Source organism: Delftia deserti, from assembly GCF_042653485.1.
Lineage (GTDB): Bacteria > Pseudomonadota > Gammaproteobacteria > Burkholderiales > Burkholderiaceae_C > Comamonas > Comamonas acidovorans.
Genome location: NZ_JBHSIH010000001.1, coordinates 1102885 through 1124962 on the forward strand (window position 1 = coordinate 1102885; position 22078 = coordinate 1124962).

At 68.7% G+C, this 22078-nt stretch carries 15 protein-coding genes and 1 tRNA gene; 9 read left to right on the plus strand and 7 right to left on the minus strand.

The features are described from left to right. Nucleotides 1-68: 68 nt before the first annotated feature. The gene (locus ACFPFG_RS05235) at nucleotides 69-1172 is read left to right on the plus strand and encodes a GGDEF domain-containing protein (RefSeq protein ID WP_259649177.1); all 1104 of its coding nucleotides are present in this window, start codon (nucleotides 69-71) and stop codon (nucleotides 1170-1172) included. Nucleotides 1173-1176: 4 nt separating this feature from the next. Here ACFPFG_RS05235 and ACFPFG_RS05240 read toward each other — a convergent pair whose 3' ends face one another. Both ACFPFG_RS05240 and ACFPFG_RS05245 read right to left on the minus strand, forming a co-directional pair. Further along, a complete protein-coding gene (locus tag ACFPFG_RS05240; protein ID WP_183019040.1) occupies nucleotides 1177-3123 on the minus strand; it encodes a hybrid sensor histidine kinase/response regulator in 1947 nt (648 codons plus the stop codon). Nucleotides 3124-3209: 86 nt separating this feature from the next. Continuing rightward, nucleotides 3210-3503: a DUF2789 domain-containing protein gene (locus ACFPFG_RS05245; protein ID WP_183019039.1), complete on the minus strand. Its 294-nt coding sequence runs from the start codon at nucleotides 3501-3503 to the stop codon at nucleotides 3210-3212. Nucleotides 3504-3709: 206 nt separating this feature from the next. Here ACFPFG_RS05245 and ACFPFG_RS05250 point away from each other — a divergent pair, with 206 nt between their 5' ends. Then, the gene (locus ACFPFG_RS05250; protein WP_063327954.1) at nucleotides 3710-3973 is read left to right on the plus strand and encodes a hypothetical protein; all 264 of its coding nucleotides are present in this window, start codon (nucleotides 3710-3712) and stop codon (nucleotides 3971-3973) included. Between the two features lie 78 nt (nucleotides 3974-4051). On the opposite strand, the gene ACFPFG_RS05255 is transcribed toward ACFPFG_RS05250, so the two are convergent. The 4 genes from ACFPFG_RS05255 to ACFPFG_RS05270 all read right to left on the minus strand — a co-directional run bounded on the left by ACFPFG_RS05255 (nucleotide 4052) and on the right by ACFPFG_RS05270 (nucleotide 9217). Beyond that, entirely contained in the window at nucleotides 4052-6430 is a 2379-nt protein-coding gene (locus tag ACFPFG_RS05255) for a TonB-dependent siderophore receptor (RefSeq protein ID WP_380105402.1), read from the minus strand. 212 nt (nucleotides 6431-6642) lie between these two features. Further along, complete coding sequence (locus ACFPFG_RS05260) at nucleotides 6643-7602, minus strand: FecR family protein (RefSeq protein ID WP_183019037.1); 960 nt, start codon at nucleotides 7600-7602, stop codon at nucleotides 6643-6645. Continuing rightward, entirely contained in the window at nucleotides 7592-8140 is a 549-nt protein-coding gene (locus ACFPFG_RS05265; RefSeq protein WP_183019036.1) for an RNA polymerase sigma factor, read from the minus strand. The genes ACFPFG_RS05260 and ACFPFG_RS05265 overlap by 11 nt, the downstream gene beginning before the upstream one ends. 120 nt (nucleotides 8141-8260) lie before the next feature. Next, nucleotides 8261-9217: a LysR family transcriptional regulator gene (locus tag ACFPFG_RS05270; protein ID WP_013803067.1), complete on the minus strand. Its 957-nt coding sequence runs from the start codon at nucleotides 9215-9217 to the stop codon at nucleotides 8261-8263. Nucleotides 9218-9323: 106 nt separating this feature from the next. On the opposite strand from ACFPFG_RS05270, the gene ACFPFG_RS05275 reads away from it, so the two are divergent. Beyond that, nucleotides 9324-10541: an MFS transporter gene (locus ACFPFG_RS05275; protein WP_380105405.1), complete on the plus strand. Its 1218-nt coding sequence runs from the start codon at nucleotides 9324-9326 to the stop codon at nucleotides 10539-10541. Between the two features lie 70 nt (nucleotides 10542-10611). Here the strand turns inward: ACFPFG_RS05275 and ACFPFG_RS05280 are convergent, their stop codons facing one another. After that, nucleotides 10612-11670: a hypothetical protein gene (locus ACFPFG_RS05280; RefSeq protein ID WP_374618030.1), complete on the minus strand. Its 1059-nt coding sequence runs from the start codon at nucleotides 11668-11670 to the stop codon at nucleotides 10612-10614. A 470-nt stretch (nucleotides 11671-12140) separates the two neighbouring features. Between ACFPFG_RS05280 and ACFPFG_RS05285 the strand changes: the two genes are divergently transcribed. The 6 genes from ACFPFG_RS05285 to ACFPFG_RS05310 all read left to right on the plus strand — a co-directional run bounded on the left by ACFPFG_RS05285 (nucleotide 12141) and on the right by ACFPFG_RS05310 (nucleotide 22077). Then, a tRNA-Ser gene (locus ACFPFG_RS05285) sits at nucleotides 12141-12230 on the plus strand. Between the two features lie 619 nt (nucleotides 12231-12849). After that, the gene (wecB, locus tag ACFPFG_RS05290; RefSeq protein WP_183019031.1) at nucleotides 12850-14052 is read left to right on the plus strand and encodes a non-hydrolyzing UDP-N-acetylglucosamine 2-epimerase; all 1203 of its coding nucleotides are present in this window, start codon (nucleotides 12850-12852) and stop codon (nucleotides 14050-14052) included. A 79-nt stretch (nucleotides 14053-14131) separates the two neighbouring features. Beyond that, a complete protein-coding gene (locus tag ACFPFG_RS05295) occupies nucleotides 14132-16357 on the plus strand; it encodes a hypothetical protein (RefSeq protein WP_380105408.1) in 2226 nt (741 codons plus the stop codon). Nucleotides 16358-16399: 42 nt separating this feature from the next. Next, nucleotides 16400-18121 carry a glycosyl transferase family protein gene (locus ACFPFG_RS05300; RefSeq protein WP_183019029.1) on the plus strand — a complete coding sequence of 574 codons (1722 nt, stop codon included), beginning with the start codon at nucleotides 16400-16402 and terminating at the stop codon, nucleotides 18119-18121. Beyond that, complete coding sequence (locus ACFPFG_RS05305; protein ID WP_380105410.1) at nucleotides 18118-20988, plus strand: NfrA family protein; 2871 nt, start codon at nucleotides 18118-18120, stop codon at nucleotides 20986-20988. The genes ACFPFG_RS05300 and ACFPFG_RS05305 overlap by 4 nt, the downstream gene beginning before the upstream one ends. Before the next feature lie 54 nt (nucleotides 20989-21042). Further along, complete coding sequence (locus tag ACFPFG_RS05310; protein WP_380105412.1) at nucleotides 21043-22077, plus strand: alginate O-acetyltransferase AlgX-related protein; 1035 nt, start codon at nucleotides 21043-21045, stop codon at nucleotides 22075-22077. Nucleotide 22078: the final 1 nt, after the last annotated feature.

Below are 22078 nucleotides of genomic sequence, written 5' to 3' on the forward strand. Positions count from 1 at the left end.
GCGCACACCCAAGCCAGAGGAGCTCGATGCCCCATCTTGACCTTCGCTCCCTGGCCGTCATGGCGGGAATGATCGGCATGGTCATGGGTGTTGTGCTCCTGGGTCTGCGCCGGACCTACCCGCCATCGATAAGAGGCATGGGCCTTTGGGGTGCGGCACCCTTGCTGTGTGCGGCCTCCACCCTCTTCTACGGTCTGGATGGCGTACTGCCGACCGCACTGGTGGCTTCTGTCGGCAACGGGCTGCTGCTGGCGGGCGTCACCCTCTTCCTGCTTGGAAGCGAGCGTTCGCTGGGCCGCCCCTCTTCGGCACGCAAATGGACCGCGGTGATTGCCGGGGTCCTGGTGCTGCTGGCCCTGCTCACCCATGTCTACCCGGACTACCGCGTGCGCGTGCTGATTTTCAGCGGTTGCCTGGCCGCCATCGTCATCGAGCACGCACGCCTGCTGGGACAGCATGGCAAGGGATTCGCCACACGCTTCACCGCCGCAGTGCTGTGGGTGCAGGCCCTGGTGCTGATGGGCCGGGCCGTTTCCACCCTTTGGCTGGATCAGGCGGATACCCACAGGTTTGCGCAGTCCACGGTCCAGACCCTCTACATTGCCACTTTCAGCTTCTCGGTCCTGCTGGTGAGCATCGGTGCCTTGCTGATGGCCGGTGAACGGGTGCGCGCCGAGTTCGAGTACCTGGCCACGCACGACGCACTGACAGGGGCGCAGACGCGTCGATCGACACTGGCGGCCTGCTCCGAGGAACTGGCCCGCTGGAACCGCTATGGCAAGCCCTTTTCACTGTTGATGCTCGATATCGACCACTTCAAGCGCATCAACGACGGGCATGGGCATTTGACGGGAGACCGCGTTCTGTCCCATTTCGTCAGACTCATGCAATCGCAACTGCGATCGGCGGACCGGCTCGGGCGTTACGGCGGCGAGGAATTCATCGTGCTGCTTCCCGAGACCGATGCCGAAGGTGCCAGCGCCCTGGCAGAACGCATGCGGGCCGCGCTGGACGCATCGCCCGCGTCCTCGGATATGCCGCATTGCACCGTCAGCATCGGAGTGACCACCATCCAGCCCGGCGACACCACGGTGGATGAACTGATATCGCAGGCGGATGCGGCCCTGTACGCCGCCAAGGCGAAGGGCCGCAACCGGGTTCATGTCGGCTGAAGGCTCACGCCCTCACCAACTGATGCAGCAACTGGCTCAGATCTTCCTGCGAATACGGCTTGGCCAGCCGCGCCATTCCAGGGGGCAGCGCCGGGATGTCTGCAAAGCCGCTGGCCAGGATGAAATTCAAGCCCGGGTACCGCTGCGCAATGTGTTCGGCCAGCTCGACGCCATTCATGCCCGGCATGGCGTAGTCGGAGATGACCACGTCAAAGCGTGCCTGGCGGGCGAGCAGGTCGACGGCCTCCTGCCCGGCGCTGAGGGCCGTGACATGGTGGCCCAGGTCCTCCAGCAGGGCCGAGGCGTTGGCCAGCACCAGCGGGTCGTCGTCCACCAGCAGCACGTGCATGGGCCCCACGTCCTGCATGCGCTGGGAGCCCAGGTGGCAGGCCGTGCTCTCGTCCTTGGAGACGGGCATCCACATCTCCACCGTGGTGCCGTTGCCCGGTGTGCTGTGCAGCACGAGCTTGCCGCCGGATTGGGCCACCAGCCCGTCCACCATGGCCAGGCCCAGGCCGGTGCCCTTGCCCACGCCCTTGGTGGTGAAGAAGGGCTCGACCACGCGGGACAGCGTCTGCTCGTCCATGCCCTCGCCGGTGTCCTCCACGCGCACGCAGACATACGAGCCTGCGGCAAGGCCCGCAAGCTGGCGCGGCAGCGTCGTTTCCACGGCAGCCGTGATCTTGATGACACCGCCGCCCGGCATGGCATCGCGCGAATTGCCCACCAGATTGAGGAGGCTGCTCTCGAACTGGCCGGGGTCGGTGAGGATGCGCGGCAGGTTGGCGGCCAGGGCCATCTTGAGAAAGATATGCGGGCCCGCTGCCTGCTGCAGCAGGCCTTGCAGGCCGGTCAGCAGCACGGCGACATCCACGGCCTCCGTCTTCAATTCCTGCTGCCTCGCAAAAGCCATCATGCGCTGGGTCAGCGAGGCGCCACGCTGGGCGCCGCGCGTGGCGGTCTCCACCAGCGCGCGCAGCCGCTCGTCGGGCGGCATGCGCTTGCGCAGCAGCTCCAGGCTGCTGAGCACCGCCATCAGCAGGTTGTTGAAGTCATGGGCCACGCCACCCGTGAAGCGGCCAATGGCCTCCATTTTCAAGGCCTGGCGCAGCTGGGCCTCGGCAGCCTTGCGCTCGGTCACATCGCGGGTGACCTTGGCAAAGCCGGTCAGCCGGCCGTCATCGTAGATGGCATCGATGACCACCGAGGCCCAGAAGCGCGAACCATCCTTGCGCACGCGCAGGCCTTCGGCCTCCATGCGGCCCGCGCTGACCGCCGTGCGCAGCCCCGCCTGCGGCAGGCCGGCCTGCCGGTCTTCCGGCGTGTAAAAGCGCGAGAAATGGGTGTTGAGGACCTCGTCCTCTTCATAGCCCTTGATGCGCTTGGCGCCCAGGTTCCAGCTCACGATGCGGCCTTCGGGGTCGAGCATGTAGATCGCATAGTCGGTCACGCTTTGCACCAGCAAGGCAAAGCTGCGCTCGGCGCTGGAAAGCGGGCTGGGCAACGGGGAGGACGGCGGGGAGGACGGCGGCGCTGCAGGCCGGTGCGCATCGGCCTCGCGCACGCACAAAAGCAACGCCGGGCTGCCGTCCAGCAGCCGTATGCGCGATGCGCTCGAAGCCACGGGCCGCTCGTGCCCTGAACAGGTCAGCAGCGGCCAGCAGTTGGCCTGCCGGGGCTGTGCGGCCTGGGCCGGCTCCCACTGGCGGCTTGCCCAGCCTGCACGCGCAGCCTGGGCAACGAAACGCTCCTCGAAAACGCAGCCCTCCAGCGCATCTCCCGAGTGGTCCAGCAGGCTGCGGGCCTGGCGGTTGCAGTGGGCCAGACGACCATCGAGCCCAACGACAAAGACGGCATCGGGAAACGCATCCAGAACGGCGTGGCCCGGGTCAAGGGGCAAGAGAGCGTCGGAGCCTGGAGAGGCAGACGCCAGACCATTCGAGGTCAGCATGTGAGCGACTCCGTAGGCAAATGGGTTGAATGCGCCGCGAAAATTGTAAGCAGCACGGATTCATCGCAAGCGGTTGCATCACAGGATCAGGGACGCGCTTCCTGCTCGTGCTCGGAAGCCGCTGGGACAGGCACGGCGTCCAGGTCGGGCTCGGAATGCAAGGCCTCGCTGAGCTGGTCCACCACCAACGCCCATGTCGCATCGGCATGCCACTGCTGCGAGAACAGGGCGCGTTGCGCATCGGTCCAGAACGGCGCGTCCACCAGCAGCGTATTTTTCTCCAGGCGGTGCGAAAGAATGAACTGACGGATACCCTCCGGGCTGGAGTCCAGTCCCAGCTGATCGAAGAGGTTGGTCATGGTGGGTTCGGCTGTGATCATGGTGTGTCCTTCTTGGGTGTGGCGGGGGTTGGTCCAAGGCTAGAAGCTCGGCCGGCAGCCCCATGTCGGACACCGAAGCAAGCTGCCGTCGGAAGCCCTTCTGCGCTTGGGCCGCAGTGCCCGCGCGCAGCACAGCCCTGCTCCTACAAGGCGGCACCAGCGGACTGGCGCACCATGCAGCCACCTCATCACAGGACACCTATTCCATGAAAAAACTGCTGCTTGCCACCGCCATTTCCCTTGCCTTCGCCGCAGGCCTGTCGCCCGCCCATGCCCAGGTGGGCAAGGCCGCCTCCGAGGCAGCCGACGCCGCGGACCACAAGGTGAAGGAAAAGCAGGCCGACGCCAAGGCCAAGGACAGCGGGCCGGTCGGCAAGGCCGTGAACAACGTCAAGTCGGACTACCACAAGAAGCGCTCCAAGCAGTCGGCAGACAACGCCAAGGAATCGCTGAAGAAGGCGACCGAGTAAACGGCACGGCCCGGATGGACAAAGGCCCACTTGCGTGGGCCTTTGTCTTTTGCAGAGGCCGGCGCTGCCGGCGCGGCCTCAGAAGCTGTGCCGCAGCGTCACCATCACATTGCGCGGCGCACCCGGCAGGTTCAGGTTGGGGCTGGTGCCGTGGGCCGAGACGATGTAGCGGCGGTCGAACAGGTTGCGCAGGTTCAGCTGCACCGTGGTGGCACGGCCGATGCGGTACTGGGCCATGGCATCCACCACCGTGTAGGCGGGCAGCGTGACGGTGTTGCCGGGGTTGGCAAAGCGGTCGCCCACGTAGTTGAGGCCGCCGCCCACGGTCCAGGCATCGCCCAGGCGCTGGGTCAGCCAGACAGACAAGGAGTTCCTGGGCGTGATGGTGGCGCGCTTGCCCTGCACGGGCTGGCCGGCGTCCACGGTGGTGGATTCGGTGACCACGGCATCCAGGTAGGCGTAGCTGAAGGTGGCCTGGGTGCCGGGGCGCAGTTCGCCGGACAGCGACAGCTCCAGGCCGCGCGTGCGCTGCGTGCCGATGGGAATCAGTTGGGTGGGCTGGGCCGGGTTGGTGGTCTTGATGTCGGTGCGCTCCAGCTGGAACAGCGATGCCGTCGCCATGGCCTTGCCGTCCATCAGGTCCCATTTGCCGCCCACTTCATGGTTGGTGGTGCTTTCCGGTTTGATGGCGGCATTGATGGCCGACAGCGCAAACATCTCGGCCGAAGGCTGGTAGGAGCGGCTGACCGACAGGTAATAGGACTGCACGGCATCGGGCTGCCACACCAGGCCGGCGCGTGGGCTCCAGGTGGAGTCCGTGCGGTTGAAGTCGCTCTGGCCGGCCAGGCGGTTGTCGGTTTCCTGGCCGAAGCGGTCATGGCGCAGGCCCACCAGCAGCTTCCACTGCGGCGACAGCGTGACCTGGTCCTGCAGGTACAGGGCCCGCGTGAGGTAGCGGTTGAGCGTGCTGCCGCTCAAGGTGCCGCCGCCGTTGAGCGGGGCCACGGGCAGCACGGGGTTCCAGAGGTTCACGTTGGCCAGGGTGCCGCCGCTGTAGGACAGCGCATCCTTGTTCTGCTGGCCCAGCTCCAGGCCGTAGAGCACTTCATGCTGCACGCTGCCGGTGCTGAAATTCTGGATCAGCTCGGTCTGGTTGAAGATGCCGTGCTCGTTGCGGTCCACGCCCGAGCGGGTCAGCGCCACGGTGCCGGCCGCCTCGTTGGTGGTGCCGGCCGGCAAGGTGTTCTGGCGGTCCAGCTCGTAGTGGTAGTAGCGCAGCGCGTTGCGCACGCGCAGCGTGTCCGAGAAACGGTGGTTGAAGGTGGCGGTGAAGGAGCCCACGGTGGATTCGGAGGTGTCCGCATCGCGCGCATTGGCCGAGCCGTAGTAGGTGCCGGGCGCCACATCCACGGGGCGGCCGCGGTAGGCGGGAATGCCGAAGTCGGTGACGCGCTTGTCGCGCAGCAGCTCGGCCTGCAGCGTCAGCGAGGTGTTGCCGTCCGGCTTCCACATGACGGAGGGGGCGATGGTCTCGCGCTTGAGGAACTGCTGGCTGCGGTAGCTGTTGGCGTCTTCGGCGGCGCCGGTGACGCGCCAGGACCAGTCGCTGCCCTCGGGCGCGCGGCCCACGTCGAATTCGGCACGCTTGTCGGCCCAGCTTCCCACGCTGACGGCCACGTCGGAGACATTGACGCCCGGCTTCTTGGTCACGCGGTTGACCAGGCCGCCCGAGGAACCCCGGCCATAGAGCACGGCGGCCGGGCCCTTGACGACTTCCACGCGCTCGATGTTGGAGAGGTCGCGGAAATACAGCGCATCGTCGCGGAAGCCATCCACGAACTGGTCGCCGATGCTGGTGAAGCCGCGGATGCTGACCTGGTCGCGCTGGCCGTCGCCGTGCGACAGGCCGATGCCGGCCACGTTGCGCAGCGTGTCCTGCAGCGAGGTGGCGGCCTGGTCGCGCATGACCTGCTGGGGGATCACATTGATGGTCTGGGGCACGTCGCGCAGCGGCGCCTCGGTCTTGGTGCCACTGGCGGCCGAGGGGGCGTAGTAGGCCGTGTCCTCCGCGCGCGAGGCCAGCACGCGCACTTCTGCCATGACGGCGCCCGCCGCGCCGGAGCCGGCAGCCGGGCCGCCGCTGCGCTCCACGGTGAAGGTGCGCTCATCCTGCGCACGCACCTGCAGGCCGCTGCCGGCCAGCAGGCGCTGCAGGGCCTCGCGCACTTCCAGCGTGCCGCGCAGCGCGGGCGCCTGCAGGCCCTGGGCCACATCGGTGAGGAAGATGATCTGGGCGCCGCTTTGGCGCGCCAGCGCGTTCAGCGACTGGGCCAGCGGCTGGGCCGGCAGGTCCACGGCCAGGGGCTGGGCATGGGCCAGGCCGGCAATGCACAGTGCGGCGGCCAGGGCCGCCATGCGAAGGCGCGGCAGGCCGGTGACGGTAGGGGAAGGGTTCATGGCGACATCTCTCCTGAGGCGTTGGGTACGGAATACGGGGTACGGCGGTGGCGGCAGGCCCCTCCAGGGCCTGATCGGCCCCGGGCGCGATGCCGGTCTGCCTGTAAGCCGCTGCAGCGCGCAGGTTTGTACACATGGCCACGGAAAATTTCTGGATCAGGCCAGCGGCTGCAGGGACAACTGCCGGGCGGCCTACCTGCGCCTACCTGCGCCTACCTGTGGCGCGTGGAGATCAGCACGCGGCCGTCGTCCTCATGCCGCACCTGCACGGGCGCAAGGCGCGGCAGCAGGTCCAGCAGCTGGTCGATGCGGTCCAGGTCGAACTGCCCCGAGATGCGCAGCTGCGCCGCATGCCGGTCGGCCAGCACGATGGGTGCGCTGCGGTAGCGCTGCATCTGCGCCACGGCCTCGGACAGCGGCGTGCCGTCCAGCACCAGGCGGCCCTCCCGCCAGGCCAGGGCGGCCAGGGCAGCGGCGCCGTCGCCCGCCTCTGCCAGCACGAGCTGCGGCAGCGGCCGGCCGGCGCGCGTGCGCAGGTGCTGGCCGGTGGACAGCTGCACGGGCGCGCCGCCACCATCCATGGAATGCACGCGCACCCTGCCCTGCAGCACGGTGATGTCGGCACCATCGTCATGGCGGTGCACGCCGAACACGGTGCCGATGTCCTGCACCACCACGCCGCCGGCCTGCACGGTGAAGGGCCGCTGCAGCCAGGGCAGCCAGCCGTGCCAGAAGGCATGGGATACCTCGAAGGACGCCTCCCCCTGGTCCAGCACCAGGCGGCGAGAGCGCAGGTGCTGCGCCACTTGCACGCGCGAGCCGGTGTTCAGCCGCACCTCGCTGCCATCGGCCAGTTGCCAGCTCTGGCGCTGGCCCATGGCCGTGGCCAGGGTCTGGCGCTGCAGCGCGGGGTCGACCCAGAGCAGCAGCGCCAGCGCCGCCAGGGCCGCAGCCGTGCCTGCGCGCAGCGCCCTGCGCTGGCGCAGTTTCTGGCGCTGGGCGGCGGCCTGCTCGATTTCCTCGGGCGTGGGCAGGTGCCGGCGCAGCATGTCGGCAAAGGGGGCCAGGGCGTCATCCACGGGCAGATGGGCGCTGCGCCCCGAAGACTGCGCAGAAGCACCCTGGCGCGCGCTGCGCGTGCCGCCTGTGCTGCGCGTGATCTCAGGCGGCATGGTCGGCCGTGAGCACGGGCTGCACATCGCGCAGTGCACGCGCCAGATGGCGGGCCACCATGCCGCGCGAGATGCCCATGCGCTGTGCGGCCTCTTCCTGCGGCATGCCGTAGAGCTTGGTGAGGATGAAGGCCTCGCGGCTGGCCTGGGGCAGCTGCTCTATGGCCACCAGCAGCGCGCGCTGGCGCTGGGCGGCGGCCACGGCCAGCTCGGGCGGGGACAGCGGCATGGCTGCGGTGGGGGCAAGGCGCTCTTCCAGCTCGGCGCCATCGAAGGGCGTTTCGGGCCGGCGCGCCTGGGCCCGATGGCGGTCTATGGCCAGGTCGCGCGCCAGATGGCGCAGAAAGGCCAGAGGGTTGGCAATGCCCTGGGGAACGGGCCGCTCCATCAACCGCAGGCACAGCTCGTTGACGATTTCACGGGGCTGGCATTCATCGCCGAAGCGGTGGCGCAGGAAACCGACCAGTTCGTCATAGTGCTGCACCAGCTGGGCCAGCAGGGGCTCGGCGGGCGGTTGTAGCGTGGAGGGGGACGGCATGGAGGAAAAGTCAATCGCGAAGAAGATCGCAAATGATTCTTATTATCCTATGCAGTTGCCATGCTTACCGTTGGCAAACCGGGCGGTGACGCGCCGCCGCAACAGCGGCGGGCGAACGGCTCAGGGCAGCGGCGCGCGCATTCCGGTGAGTCCCGGCATGACCTCCCGCATGGCCGCGATGAAGGCGCGCAGGCGCGCCGGCTGGTGGCGCGCCGGCGGATACACCAGGTGCACGGGCAGCGGCGCGGCCTGCCAGTCCGGGGCCAGGTGCACCAGGCGGCCCGCCTCCAGATCGTCGCGCACGATCCAGGCCGAGGCCAGGGCCGCGCCCAGCCCGCCCAGGGCGGCGTTGCGCAACGCATAAAGGCTGTCGGTGCTGAGCCGGGGCTCGAACTGCAGGCGCCAGGATTTGCACACCCGCTCATCGCCCACGCGGTGCAGCTCCAGCTCGCGCTGGTAGAAAGTGCGCAGCGCAATCCAGGGCAGCCCCTGCAGCTCGCGCGGGTGCTGGGGCACGCTGCCCTGCCCCAGCAAGGCAGGCGCGGCCACGGCAATGCGCGGCACCTCGGCCACGCGCAGCGCGACCACCGACGGATCGACCACGGCGCCCACCTGCACGGCGCAGTCGATGCCCTCGGCAATGAAGTCCGGCTGGCGGTCATGCAGCAGCCACTCGACCTTGACGGCCGGATGGCGGCCCAGGAACTGCAGCAGCGGCGCCATGAGCTGGTCCTGGCCGAAGGCGTGGGGCGCGACCACGCGCAGCAGGCCGCGCGGCGTGTCCTGGGCGCCGCGCAGGTCGGACTCCAGCGCCCGCCATGTATCGAGCAGTTCGCGTGCGTGGGCCAGGCAGCGCTCGCCGTCGTCGGTCAGCGCCATGGCGTGGGTGGAGCGCCGCAGCAGGCGCAGGCCTAGCGCACGCTCCAGCGTCTGCAGACGCCGGCTGACCGTGGGCTGGGTGGTGGACATCTGCTGCGCGGCGGCCGAGAGACTGCCGCTTTCGACGATGCGCACAAAGGTCTGCAGCAGTTCGATGCGGTCTGCGCCCGAAGGCAGGGAGAGGTCGGCGATTGTCATACGCAAAGCGTATATCGATTCTGCGGACGCAGCCACTACCGTGGGTTGCTGCATCGCACCACACTACGGCCATCGCTTCTCAAACACGCCGTATCGGCGGATCAACATGTCTTGCATTCAATCTACGCATAACCAAGCGGCCAACGGCGAAAAGGCGTCCGGCGTGCCCCGCTCGCTGGTGCTGCTGATGGCGACCACGGCGGGCGTGGGCGTGGCCTCGCTCTACTACAGCCAGCCCATGCTGGGCGTGCTCGGCCCCGACCTGGACGCGGGCGAGCGCGCCGTGGGCTTCGTGCCCACGCTGACCCAGCTGGGCTATGCGCTGGGCATTTTGCTGCTGGCCCCGCTGGGCGACCGCATGGACCGCCGGCGCATCATCCTGGCCAAGACCGCCGCGCTGATGCTGGCCCTGCTGGCCAGCGGGCTGGCCCCGGGCCTGGCGCCGCTGCTGGCCGCCAGCCTGGCCGTGGGCCTGGCCGCCACCCTGGCGCAGGATGTGGTGCCGGCCGCCGCCACGCTGGCGCCCGCGCACCAGCGTGGCAAGGTGGTGGGCACGGTGATGACGGGGCTGCTGCTGGGCATTTTGCTGTCGCGCGTGGTCAGCGGGCTGCTGGCCGAGCATGGCGGCTGGCGCAGCGTCTACCTGCTGGCCGCCGCTGCCATGGCTGTGCTGGGGGCAGCCCTGTGGCGCGGGCTGCCCAGTTTCAGGCCCACCACGCAACTGGGCTATGGCGCGCTGCTGGGCTCCATGGTGCAGCTGTGGCGCGGCCAGCCCGCGCTGCGCCGTGCGGCCCTGGCCCAGGGCCTGCTGTCGGTGGCCTTCAGCGCCTTCTGGTCCACGCTGGCCGTGATGCTGCACCAGCAGTTCCACATGGGCAGCGCCGCAGCCGGCGCTCTGGGCCTGGCGGGCGCCGCCGGTGCGCTGGCCGCGCCGCTGGCAGGCCGGCTGGCCGACTGCAGCGGTCCGCAGCGCGTGACCTGCCTGGGTGCGGGCCTGGCCCTGGCGTCGTTTGCCCTGCTGGCACTGTCGCCCTGGCTGCCGGCTGCGGCCCGGCTGCCGCTGCTGGTGGCCAGCGCCATCGGTTTCGACTTCGGCATCCAGGCGACGCTGGTGGCGCACCAGACCCTGGTGTATGGCCTGGACCCGGCTGCCCGCAGCCGGCTCAATGCGCTGCTGTTCACGGGCGTGTTCATCGGCATGGCCTCGGGCTCGGCGCTGGGCACCCTGGCCCTGGGACAGTGGGGCTGGAGCGGGGTGGTGGCCCTGGCCTGCACGGCTTCGGCGGCAGCACTGGCCGTGCGGCTGGCGGGCCGCAACCGCTGAACTTCTGCGGGCCGTTGGCAGGCATATAGCTCCCCTCTTTCCGGTTGTCGATGTGGCCCGCAGCACCGGCTCAGCGGGCGGGCTCGGGTTTGCGGTCCGGTTTGCGGTCCGGTTTGCGGTCGGGTTTGTTGCCGGGCTTCAGGCCGGCATCCGGCAGCAGGTGCACCAATGGCACGGTGCGCGGCTGCAGACTGGCCGAGCAGGCACGCAGCCGCAGTGATTCGGCATGCGCCTGCGCCATATCCGCCGCCACCTGCACCAGGGCGTGGTGGGGCGCAGCGCCTGCGGGGCGTGTGCGCACGACCGAATAGGCGCCCAGGCAGTCGGACTGCTGCGCGCGTGCGGCACGCGCTGCGGCCACGCTGGCATAGCGCGCCGCCACCACGGCCTGCACGGCGGCCGGTGCTGCCGAGGCCTGCTCGGCAAACACCTGCCGGCCCTTGTTCCAGCGCAGGCTGCGGGTCTCGATCTGGTCGGGCGCATCGTCCTGCGGTGATGCATAGCGCACCAGCAACACCGGAATCCGGCCCGTGGGCGCCAGCACCCAGCTTTGGTAGTTGCCCTGGGGCTCGTCGTACTGCCAGGCCAGGTGCGGGCCCTGGGCGGTGGCGACATACAGCGCATGGCGGCGCTTGGGGTGGTCAAAACCCCCCATCTGCGTGACCAGCAGCGCACGCGAGCCGCCCTGCACTGCGGGCAGGCGCAAGCTGCGCACGGCAGCGGTGACGGTGTCTTCTTCCTCTCCAGTCGTCCACACGCGCTCGAGGTGCTGGACCCCTGCTGCCGCAGACAGCGGATCACCCACGCCGTACAGCGGATCGGGCTGCGCCAATTGCGCCGGCCCCCTGGACGCAGGCCAGGACAGCGCCGCTGGCTGGCCCTGCTGCACACCGGCACGCACCAGCCTCAGCTCAAAGGGACAAGGCGCCGCCGCGCAGGCGGGCAGCGACAACTCATAGGCAGGCGCTCCCTTGGCCGTGCCCGAAGGCAGGCTTTCCAGCACCTGCCGCTGCGGCCCGGCAGCGAGCGCCGCCGCGGCGCCCAGCACAGCCACAAGGCTGAAGGCCGGTGCCCGCCATGGCAGCGCCCCGCCGCTGGGAAAATCGGAGCGCATTGAATGGTGAGCCATGGTGATAGCGGGTTTCTATGGATTGGGGCTGGGCTGTCGATACGCCGCAATACGGGAGGGATCAGCCGAAGATAAATTCATTTGCACAAAAATCAATCATATCAATGACTTACATGAAATTTACCCCAATTCCACAGCGCAAGAAAAATACCTTCTTGTATACATGGCAGCCCCCGGCATCTGCATCCATCGAATGCACGGGCTGAGGAAAAGCTGAATCAATGCGGATACGCCATGGTTTGCCAAGTGCCAATAGTGTGCACAGAGTAGTTTCTTGATGGACCCGCATCACAAGCCCGCCGGATTTCACGATATTGCAACCATTCACCACCCCAATTGACTCCCCGCTGAACGACCGGGCGCTGCCTTGCCCGGTTGCACCTGCGAGGCGCACCCGGGCGCCCCCCATCGCAGCCGGTTCCAGCTTCTTACCGAGGCCACCCGAAATCACTGCTACAATCGCTGGCTTCGGAGAGGTGGATGAGCGGTTTAAGTCGCACGCCTGGAAAGCGTGTGTGGGCTAATCCCCACCGCGGGTTCGAATCCCGCCCTCTCCGCCATGCACCCAGCAAAACGGGCCCCTACACGGGGCCCGTTTTCGTTTCCGGGCCTGCTTGCGGCAAGGTTCATGCCCAGGCTTGCGCCCGCCGCGCCCACCCCTGCCCCTGCCTCGCGCACCGGCCGCACATCAGGGAAAGCGACAGGACAGGCGCCCGCTCCAAGCCTTGCGCAGACCCGCGGCAGGGCTTGCAATAGGCAGCAGTTGGCAGCAATAGGCAAGCGTCTGACAAGCACACCCTTGTTTCGGTGATGTACTAGCTGCAACAAAGCACCCAGGCGCGCAGCTTTGTGCAACAGCACCGGAGCGCGAAAGTGCATCCAGCCCCATGGCGCGCATGGCTTGCGGCGCTTGAGATTCGACGGAGGTTCCCAATGGAAAGCAAGGTCATCAAGCTCCCTCAAGTCCTCTTAACTTCCGTCAATTTCTCTCAATTGACGATAGTTTTCAATCGACTGCACCCAATCGATCGAGAATTCCAAAAACCCGCCGTATATTTCACACCGCTTTGCAGCCTGCCCGGCCCGTCTTCGGGCTGAGACGGGTCCCGTCCCTGCCGGGTACAGCGCAGCACAAGAACGCACAAGCGAAGAGCACGGGAAAACGCAAAAGGGGTTGGCATGAAGATTCTTTCGTTTTTCGGGACCCGTCCCGAGGCCATCAAGATGGCGCCACTGGTCACGGCCCTGTCGCAGACGCGGGGCATCGAGAGCGTGGTGTGCGTCACCGGCCAGCACCGGCAGATGCTGGACCAGGTGATGGATCTGTTCGGCCTGCGGGCGCAGCACGATCTCGCCGTCATGCAGCCCAGCCAGACGCTCAACGGCCTGTTCTCCCGCGTGGTGGCAGGTGCCGATGGCGTGCTGGAGCAGGAAAGGCCCGACTACGTGCTGGTGCACGGCGACACCAGCACGGCCACGGCCTGCGCGCTGGCGGCGTTTCACCGCCGCATTCCGGTGGGCCACGTGGAAGCCGGCCTGCGCACCGGCGATCTGGCCCAGCCCTTTCCCGAAGAGATGAACCGCCGCGTGGTCGATGTGGTCAGCCAGTGGATGTTTGCGCCCACGCCGACATCGCGCGCCAACCTGCTGGGCGAGAACCTGCAGGGCCGCATCGCCGTGACGGGCAATACCGTCATCGATGCGCTGGCCACGCTGTGCGACCGGCTCGATGCCCAGCCCGAGCTGGCCCGCGCCATTGCCCAGCGCCATCCCTGGGTGGATGCGCAGCGCCCGCTGCTGCTGGTCACGGGACACCGGCGCGAGAATTTCGGCGAAGGCTTCCAGAACATCTGCGCTGCGCTGGCCGAGCTGGCGCAGCGCCATCCGGACCTGCTCATCGTCTACCCCGTGCACTTCAACCCCGCCGTGCGCGAAGTGGTCATGCGCACGCTGGGCGGCATGGACAACATCCGCCTCATCGATCCGCTGGACTATGTGGACTTCGTCTGGTTCATGCAGCGCGCCCACATCATCCTGACCGACTCCGGTGGCGTGCAGGAAGAGGCGCCCTACCTGGGCAAGCCCGTGCTGGTGATGCGCGACGTGACCGAGCGGCCCGAGGCCGTATCGGCCGGCACCGTGCTGCTGGTGGGCACGCAGCGCGCGCGCATCGTGGCCGAGGTCAACCGGCTGCTGGCCGATGAGGGGCACCACGCCTCGTTTGCGCGCCGCATCAATCCCTATGGCGATGGCCAGGCCTCGCAGCGCATCGTGCATGCCCTGCTGGGACAGCCCTTCGACGAGTTTGCCGCCGGCCACACAGGCGGCGCGGCCGTCCCGGGCATCGCGGCGGCCGTGACCAAGGGAATGGCGCCGGCCTGAACCACGCACGCACCACCCCGCGCACCACGTCCACGAAGCGCATTACGAATCGAGCACCGAAGTGAGAAAAGAGGCCCCCATGCAACCGACCATCCGCCAATCGCTTTCCCGCACCAGGGCCCGCTGGGCGCTGGGTTCGCTGCTGGGACTGGGCGCCCTGTTCGCGCAGACGGCATCGGCCTCGGCGCTGGGTGACGCCATACGCCAGCTGGGCGCCAGCGACGGGCTGCAGCGCAGCGTCACGCTCAAGGAGCTGGGCATCGTCGATCCCGTGGTGCTGGCCGGCACGGCCACCCAGGACTTCTACCTGCCCGTGCCGCGCGGCCTGCCGCTGGGCGATGCCAGCATTGCCTTCGATAGCCGCTACCTCAAGGGCGAGCCCGGTGTCTCGACCGTGGTGATCTCGCTCAACGGCACGCCCGCCGTGTCGCAGACCGTGCCCGATGGCGACGGCATGCTGCAGCGCACGCTGCCCGTCGCCCAGCAGGCCCGCGCCAGCGATTTCGTGCGGCTGGGCGTGAACTGGCGCAGTCGCAACGGACAGGTGCGATGCGATGACAACCATTCCCTGGCCAACTCCCTGACCATCTCGCCGCAGACACGGCTGAGCTACCGCGTGGACCCGCGCGATGTGCGCAGCATCGAAGATGTCTGGAACACCCTGCCCGTGCGCACCACCGTGCTGGTGGCGGGCCGGCAGCTGGAGCAGGCCTCGTTCGACAGCGCCTGGCGCATTGGCGCCAGCCTGCAGCGCAACAACAGGCGCATGACGGTGAACGCATTGCCCGCCGTGGGAGAAACGCTCGACCTGCGCGGCCTGGAGGTTCCCGCCGCCCTGGCCGGCGTGCCCGCCTTTGCCGCACTGCGCGGCGCCGAGCCCCGGCACAAGCTGGCCAGTGAGGCCGAACTGGGCGCGCTGCTCATGCTGGGCGCCGCCCAGGTCAGCGGAGACATCGTGGTGGCCGACAAGGCACTGCAGCAGCGCCTGACCTCCGCCTTCGCGGCCCTGCAGGCCCAGCTGGCGGCCGACCCCGATGCGGGCCAGGCCCTGCAGCAATGGCGCGCCCGGCGCGCACCGCTGGCCAACGAGGCGCTGGCCTCGCAGCAGTTGCGCGCCCTGCCCATGGGCCGCCAGATGGTGCTGGCCGTGGCCGCCGACGCGGGTGCGCGCGTGGCCGGCCTGCAAGAGGCCGCCCTGCAGCGCCTGCTGGTCAGCGACAACGTGACCGTGGCCGCGGCCCAGCCCCCGCAATGGGACGAGGCCAAGGGCATACGCCTGTCCAGCCTGGGCGGCAGCCCCGACAGCTTCGACGTGCTGTCGCGCGGCGACTGGACGATGAACTTCCCGCTGAGCGCCGTGGCCTCGCAGGGCCAGATGCCGGGCGAGATCACGCTGTACGTGGCCGCCGCCCCCGGCGCCTCGGCCACGCGCCCCGTGGCCACGCTGTTCTGGAACGGCATGCTGCTGTCGGCCCGCCAGCTGGAGGCCAACGGCCAGCCCGAACGCCTGAGCGCCCGTGTGCCCGGCTATGCGCTGGGCATCAACAACACCTTGCGGGTGTCCGTGCAGCGCCAGCCCTACTCGGCCGACTGCAACGAGATTCCCCAGCCCTACCCCGCCAGCGTGCTGCCGGCCATCAGCTACGTGACGCCCGGCAAGGCCGAGCCCAACGGCAGCTTCATCGGCCTGCTGCCGCTGCTGGGCGCCAAGTCGCAGTTGCTGGTGCCGGCCAGCTATCTGTCGGCGGCGCCGGCCGCGCTGGAGCGCATGGCCAACCTGGCGGCCGCCAGCGGCCTGTCGGCTTCGCAGGCCGAGCTGGTCGTGGCCCAGGCCGATGCAACGGCCAGGCCCTCCATGCCCTTTGTCGCCATGGAAGTGCCGGTGGACGGCGCCAAGCCCCTGGTGACGGTGACGGACCGGCAGCAGTTGCGCATTCGCGGCAAGTCGGTGGACTGGCTGGACATCAAGGGACTCAAGCAATTGTCCTCGGCCGAAGTGGTCACAGCAGGCGGCCAGCAGGGCGTTCTGTGGCATGCCATCGGCGAATGGACGGGCGGCCTGGGCGAGCCCTTCCTGCTCAATCGCGGCAACATCGCCGTGATCGGCGGCGACGGCCCGCTGGCCTGGGTGGACAGCAGCAATCCCGAAACCGGCATTCCGTCCGGCCCGCACGAAAGCGCCTTCCACGAATGGCGCAACTTCCTGTCCTGGAGCGTGCCGGGCATCGCCATCGCGCTGTTCGTGGTGCTGCTGCTGGTGGTGCTGGCCTGGGCGGTGGCGCGCAGCAAGCAGTCCAAGCACTGAGCCCGGCCTGGGCCACGACGACGACGGCATGAGGCGATCGCCATGATCTCTTCCCTCTACTGGCCCTACCTGGTGGCCGACTACTACCACGCGCTGGAGATCGTCAGCGCCGTGGTGGCCGTCGTCATCCTGCTGTCCAGCATCGACGACCTGTTCATCGACGCCTGGTACTGGGTGCGCGAAGCCTGGCGCGCGCTGACCGTGAAGCGGCGCTACCAGCCGCTGAAGACGCAGCAGCTGCTGGAGGTCGAGGAAAAGCCGCTGGCCATCATGGTGCCGGCCTGGCTGGAGTACGACGTGATCGCGCCCATGCTGGAGAGCATGGTGGGCACGCTGGACTACAAGAACTACATGATCTTCGTCGGCACCTACCGCAACGACGAACGCACCAAGAACGAGGTCGAGCGCATGCGCCGGCGCTACCGCCAACTGATCCGCGTGGAGGTGCCCCACGACGGCCCCACCTGCAAGGCCGACTGCCTCAACTGGATCGTGCAGGCCATCTTCCAGCAGAACACGCTGCAGCCCGAGCCCTTTGCCGGGGTGATCCTGCACGACAGCGAGGACGTGCTGCATCCGCTGGAGCTCAAGTACTACAACTACCTGCTGCCGCGCATGGACTTCATCCAGCTGCCCGTGACCTCGCTGGAGCGCGAGTGGTACGAGCTGGTGGCCGGCACCTACATGGACGAATTCGCCGAATGGCACACCAAGGACCTGGTGGTGCGCGAGAGCATGTCGCACATGGTGCCCTCGGCCGGCGTGGGCACCTGCTTTTCGCGCAAGGCGATGGAGGAACTGGCCGCCGAGACCCACAACCAGCCCTTCAACACCGACACGCTGACCGAGGACTACGACATCGGCGCGCGGCTGGCACGCCGGGGCATGAAGCAGATCTTCGGCAAGTTCCCCGTGGACTACGTGATACGGCGCAAGCCGCTGTTCGGCCTGGGCAAGGAAAAGGTCTCCACGCTGACCATGCCGCTGGGCATACGCGAGTTCTTTCCCAACACCTTCAAGACCGCCTACCGGCAAAAGGCGCGCTGGACGCTGGGCATCGGCCTGCAGGGCTGGAGCCAGGTCGGCTGGGCCGGACCGCTGTCCACCAAGTACCTGCTGTTCCGGGACCGCAAGGGGCTGGTGACCTCCTTCGTGGCCATCCTCGCCTATCTGCTGCTGCTGAACTTTCTGCTCTTCCTGCTGGCCGACCACATGGGCTGGTGGACGGTGTACTACCCGTCCCTGTTCGCTCCCAATGGCTGGCTGGTGACGCTGATGAGCGTCAACGTCATCGCCCTGCTGCTGCGCGTGGTGCAGCGCGCCTGGTTCGTCTCTCGCCTGTATGGCTGGGAGCACGCCTTGCTGTCCATCCCGCGCATGGTGATCGGCAACTTCATCAATGCCATGGCGGCAGCGCGCGCCTGGAAACTGTTCATCGTCCACCTGGTCACGGGCAAGCGGCTGGCCTGGGACAAGACCATGCACGACTTCCCCTCCACCGACCAGCTGAGCCACCAGCGCCAGCGCCTGGGCGAGCTGCTGCTGTCCTGGCAGGCCATCGACGAAACCCGGCTGGCCAGCGCGCTGGAAATCCAGCGGCGCGAACGCCGCCCGCTGGGCGCCATTCTCATGGAGCAGGGCTGGCTGGACGAAGCCACGCTGCACGAGGCCATCAGCTTCCAGCAGGGGGAGCCCACCGACCCCACGGTGCATCCCGACATTCCCGCACAAGGCATTCCAAGCACTCCAAGGGCCGGCACATGAAGCATCTCGCTCCCCTCGTTCGCCCTCTCACGCTGGCCGCGCTGCTGGGCGCCGGCTGGAGCACGCCGCCGGCCTGGCCGCAGGCCGTGGCGGCCGTCAAGGCCGAGGCGCCCCTCAGGGGGCGCGCGTGGCAACTGGCCAACCAGGCCTATGCCCACTACCAGGCCGGCCGCTTTGCGCGGGCCGCGTCCGCCGCCGCATCGGCCGTACAGCTGCGCCCCGACCTGCTGCGCCTGCGCATGCTGCTGGTCTACTCGCTGCAAAAGCAGGGCAAGAACGAGGAAGCGCTCAAGGCCATCGCCTCGGCCCGTGCCGCCGGGCTGGACGAGGCCACGCTGCAGCAGGCCGAAGCCAATGTGCGGGCGGCGGCCGCAGGCGGGGCGGCGGCGGGCGGGCCCGCCGGGGCCACGGCTTCCGAGGCCTACAACAAGGCTTTTCCCATCGCCACGCAGGCCTACACCGACTACAACGCCAAGAACTACGCGGACAGCGCACGCAGGGCCGAGCAGGCCTTTCGCCTGGACCCCAGCCAGGGCCAGTGGGCGCTGCTGTGGATAGGCGCGCTGGAGGCGCAGGAGCAGCTGGGCGCCGCCATCGAGGCCGCAGACGCCGCCCTGGCCCTGGACCCTCCCAACAAAAGCGACCTGGTGGCCAAGCGCCAGACCCTGCGCCGCAGCCAGGCCGTGCTGCCCGCGCAAAAGGCCTACCAGGCACTGATCGCCAACAACCCGGCGCAGGCCGTGCCCTTTGCGCGCGAAGCGGTGGCGCTGGCGCCGGGAACGGCATCGCACCGCCTGCTGCTGATCACCTCGCTGCTGCTGGCCGAGCAATTGCCCGATGCGGAAAAAGCCGCAGACGAGGCGCTGGCGCAGGACAACGAGGACACGGCCGCGCTGGGCATGCGTGGCTACATCCGCCAGCGCCAGGGCAAGACCGCGCAGGCCAACGAGGACTTCGACGCCGTGCTCAAGCAGGACTGGCTGGACGACAAGCAGTCCGCCAACCTGCGCCTGATCGCGGCCGACGCAGCCCTGGCCGCTGGCGACGCGGCGCGCGCCCGCGCACTGCTGGCGCCCATGCCGGCACAGGATGAAGCCGTGGCCCGCCGCCTCAAGCAAGCCGATGACCTGCGCCCCGGCCGCGACACGCCCATGGTGGCCGATACGCGCGGCGCCTCGCAGACCCTGGCCATGGCCGACTACCCGCCCCCGCTGCAGGACTGCCGCGACACGCCCTATGGCACGGTCTGCGAGCTGCAGCCCTCCGACGCCCAGGGTGCGGGCGGCCCCAGCGCACAGGCCTATGCAGCCTACGCACGCCAGGACTACAAGGCCGCCATCGACCAGGCACGCATGGCGGTGGAACAGGACCCCGACAACCCGCAGTTGCAAAAGCTGCTGACCACCACGCTGGCAGCCGGCAACCGCGACCAGCAGGGCCAGGCCCTGCTGCGGCTGGACAAATCCCTGTCGCTGGCCCCCGACGATGCCCAGTTGCTGATGCAGCGCGGCTACCTGTACTCACGCCTGGAAGAACCGGCCAAGGCGCTGCAGGACTTTCGTGCCGCCCGCGCCACGGGCGAGGCGCCAGCGGGCGCCATGCTGGACGAAGGCTATGCGCTGGCCGGCACCGGCGACAGCCGGGGCGCCGTGCGCACCTTCAAGGAAGCCATCGACCTGGACGATGCCGGCACCGCCAAACTCACGCCCGGCCAGCGCGAGAACGCGCGCAGCGCCGTCTCCGGCTACGCGCGCGAATGGGGCGCCATCGTCTCCATGGGCTACCGGGGTGCGCGGCCTGCGGGGCGCGCGTTCTCGGACGGCATCCTCACGCAGGCGGGCGATGCGGTCTTCGGCACGGCCGAAGCCTACTGGCGCCCGTCCAACTTCCTGAACTCGTCCACCCGCATCTTCGATGTCTACGGGCGACTGGGCAGCACCTTGCATGACGGCGGCGGCACCACGCTGGGCCAGAGCGCCATCGACCCCTGTACCGGCCTGCCCATCAATGTGCAGGCGGGCGACAACCGGGGCATCTCTGGCCTGCCCACCACCACGGGATCACTGGGCATGCGCTTCACGCCGTCCACCAAGTACGCGCTGACATTCGGCATAGAGCGCCAGTTCAACCTGGGCACGGCCACGCGCTCGGGCTTCATCACGCCTGAATCGCCCCAGCTGCGCTGCCTGATGAGCGGGCGCGATCCGCTCAACCCCACGGGACCGGCGCTGGGCAACCCGATATCGGCCAAATACAGCGCGGGCGCGGGCCAGGGCGGCTGGCTGGCCTATGTCACCCACGGCTTCTACGAGGGAACGGGCCGGCGCACGGACCGCTCCAGCTGGTTCACCATGGAGGGCTACAGCCAGGCCGGCTATGCGAACCAGAGCATGGCCTCGCGCTTCACGCTGACCGACCAGACCAATGGCGCCCTGGTGGGCGACGGCTCGGGCCGCTACAAGCGCGAGCAATGGTTCTTCTCCACCGAGGCCCGCATCGGCCGCAGCTTCCGTGCCGACGGCATCAACCAGGGGCTGGTGATCTTTCCGTTCGGCGTGGTCGCGGCCGACTGGATCAAGCAGAGGAACCGCGTCGATGTGCGCTCCCTGCAGGCCGCCCCGGGCGCCACGCCCACCGCAGCCCAGTTGGCCGCCCAGCAGGGACAGACGCTGGCCCTGCAAGGCAATGGCAGCAGCTGGTCGGCCAGCGCCGGCGTGGGCGTCAGCCTGCGCCAATGGTTCCGCGAAAGCCACTACAGCACGGCCCAGTCCTATCTGGACTGGTCCATGCAGTACCGCTTCAACATCGGCGGCGGACAGGCCGACCGCGCCAAGGGCCTTTTCATGACGCTGACGCTGTCCTATTGAAAGCCCTGCCCCGCCGCCGCCACCACACAGACAAGAGAAAAGGAGAAAGCTCCCATGGATTCGACCAAGCAAGCACCCCGCCCCGCCCTGCACGGACTGCGCTCGGGCATGGCGCGCGCCGCACGCGGGCTGGCTGGCTGCGCCCTGGTGCTGGGCGCGCTGGCAGCGCAGGGTACGGCACAGGCACAGGACAGCTCCTCCATCGTTCTCAGGGGCAAGGACGGCTGGCTGTTTCCGGGCTGGGGCAGCCTGACCCAGGTGGACCGCGCCGGCATCACGGAATCCACGCGGCTGATCACCGAGGCGCGCAACCTGCTGGCCGCGCGCGGCGTGAAGCTGCAGGTGCTGCTGCTGCCCGACAAGGTGCGCTTCTATGCCGACAAGATGCCCGACGGCAAGGCCATGAGCGCCGATGTCCAGGGCCGCTACAAGCAGGTGCTGCAGGCGCTGCAGGCCGCCGGCCTTCCCAGCTTTGACGACGAGGCCGTGCTGCGCACCGTGCGCGACAGCGGCAAGGACGTGTTCTACCGCACCGACCAGCACTGGACCCAGGCGGCAGCCGACGCCACGGCCGAGGCCACCGCCCGCATCGTCCAGGGCGAGGTGCCCCAGCTGGCCGGCAGCGCCGGCAGCGGCCTGGCCCTGGGCGACACCGTCACCGAGCGCCGCTATGGCGACCTGGCCGAGCTGTTTCTGACCGCCGAGGAGCGCAAGCAGATCGGCCGCGAGGTCTACACCGTGCGCCGCCAGGCTCCGGCCAAGGGCCTGCTCGACGATGAGCCCGCCCCCGTCCATGTCACCGGCCACAGCATGGTCCAGCCCTACTTCGGCTTTCCGCAAAAGCTCTCCAACCTGCTGGACCGCCCGGTCTCGCTGAACTGGAAGCCCGGCAACGTGGGCCAGTGGACCATGCTGCTGGAGTACCTGGAGTCGCCGGCCTTCAAGTCCCACAAGCCCCAGGTGCTGGTGTGGCAGATGTTCGAGCCCACCTACAGCTACGGCCCCAACGCGGCCGGCCAGTGGGACAACGCCTCGCTCATGCCCAACGCCACCTGGCTGGAGCGGCTGCGGGCCGCGCTCAAGGGCTGAC